Source organism: bacterium endosymbiont of Bathymodiolus sp. 5 South (genome assembly GCF_900128535.1).
Classification (GTDB): Bacteria; Pseudomonadota; Gammaproteobacteria; order PS1; family Pseudothioglobaceae; genus Thiodubiliella.
The window spans coordinates 1-1452 of record NZ_FQTR01000300.1 but is presented as its reverse complement, the minus strand read 5'-3'; the positions used below and the strand labels follow the sequence as shown (position 1 = coordinate 1452).

Annotated in this window: 3 protein-coding genes; all 3 read left to right on the top strand. The window is 35.7% G+C overall.

Going from position 1 to position 1452, the window contains the following annotated elements; genetic code table 11:
* A partial coding sequence (locus BBROOKSOX_RS12385; RefSeq protein WP_257607873.1) for a hypothetical protein occupies window positions 1-565 on the top strand: 565 nt, incomplete at its 5' end.
* Window positions 562-981, top strand: coding sequence for a hypothetical protein (locus BBROOKSOX_RS10975; RefSeq protein ID WP_139661852.1), 420 nt, complete (start codon window positions 562-564; stop codon window positions 979-981). The genes BBROOKSOX_RS12385 and BBROOKSOX_RS10975, both read left to right, overlap by 4 nt.
* 223 nt (window positions 982-1204) lie before the next feature.
* Window positions 1205-1452, top strand: a 248-nt coding sequence (locus BBROOKSOX_RS10970) for a hypothetical protein (protein WP_139661849.1), incomplete at its 3' end; no start/stop codon positions are given.

Here is a 1452-nt window from a genome sequence, read left to right as displayed (position 1 = left end):
TCCAAACACAGGCAACAATATTTTAATGAAGCCTGAAGAGCTAAGCACATTCAAAGCATCTGTTGAAAACAATTTAGGTTACAATATTGAAAACACCCCTAATTATCAACATACAATTAGCAATGCAGCGGCAGGATTGCATGATGATGGCAAAACAGGAGGGATATTAAACTCTTGGGGGCAATACGCAAAAAGTGGTGATATTATTTTTGATGTTGCAGGTGGATTAGGTGGTATTGCGCTTAGGGCTTCTTCTAAGGCTGCTAGCAAGGCTGCCGCTAGTATTAATAAAGTTAAACAAATAGATAGATGGAGTAGAACGCCTAAAAGTATTCAAGACAGATTAGCTTTAGAAGCCGCAAAAAAAGGTGAAGGAACTCAAATTATCGCCGATAATTTAAAAAAATTAAATGACTCTAGGTATAAAGGTATGAAAAAATGGGAATATAAAACTAAGTCTAAAAATGGCAACGACTCAGTTGTCCATTATGTCAAAGACCCAAAAACAGGTAAATTGATGGACTTTAAATTCAAAAAACACAGCACTGGAGAAATACCGAAATGATTGTTAAATGTATAAAAAATAAAAGAGAAGACTTGTCGGCAGAGCTATTGCCAAATTATGACAATTATGTCAACGGTCAAGAAATATATATGGAAATAGGTCAATATTTCTTTGTTTTCGGTGTTAGTTTTCGTGAAGATGTGCCATGGTACCTAATTTTGGAGGATGAGACTGATGATTATCCATTACCTTTTTCGTCTGGTCTTTTTAAGATGGTTGATTCCTCTATACCAAATGACTGGCATTTTTGCAATCAACCTTTTGCTTCCGACATTCCTTGTATTATTCAAAAGGAATGGACAAACCCTTTATTCTATGAACATTTATTAGATGGAGAAGAGTACGCTGTAAAAAAATTTTATGAACAAAAAAAAATAGCAAATGATGAACTTAAAAAGTTTTTAAACCTTAAGTGATAAGTTCGTCATGTGGTAGTATGCTAATAGCATAGACATTCAAAAACACAACCACTACTTTCTGCCAAAAGACAGGGGTTCATTGTGTCAATAAGTTGAAAATTGTATTGTTGGGTGGGGTTGTTACTGGGGTTGGTAGCGTTGCGCTTGGGACTAAAGAAAAAATGGAACGCTACCCTTTTATCGTAAAAATATGACTCCACCCTCTCATTAAAATAACCAAATGCCAAACCCATTTTTACTATCAATTTTAACCTTAATCACAACCCTAGCAATAACCCCAACCATTGCTAATACAAACCTTAATACTCCAAACAAAACCACCACTATTGTTGGCCCGAACCTCCAAGCCAACGCAGATAACGGACAAATCAACATAAACAGTCAAAACCTTAACATCCTCTCTAGCCAAGATACCAACAACACCAAGTCTAACACCCAGCATAAAAACTTGAATGTCTCTTATACGCT

What these genes read in the sequence shown, in the direction of transcription:
- BBROOKSOX_RS10975 (WP_139661852.1), top strand. Translation starts at nt 562, where the DNA reads ATGATTGTTAAATGTATAAAAAATAAAAGAGAAGACTTGTCGGCAGAG.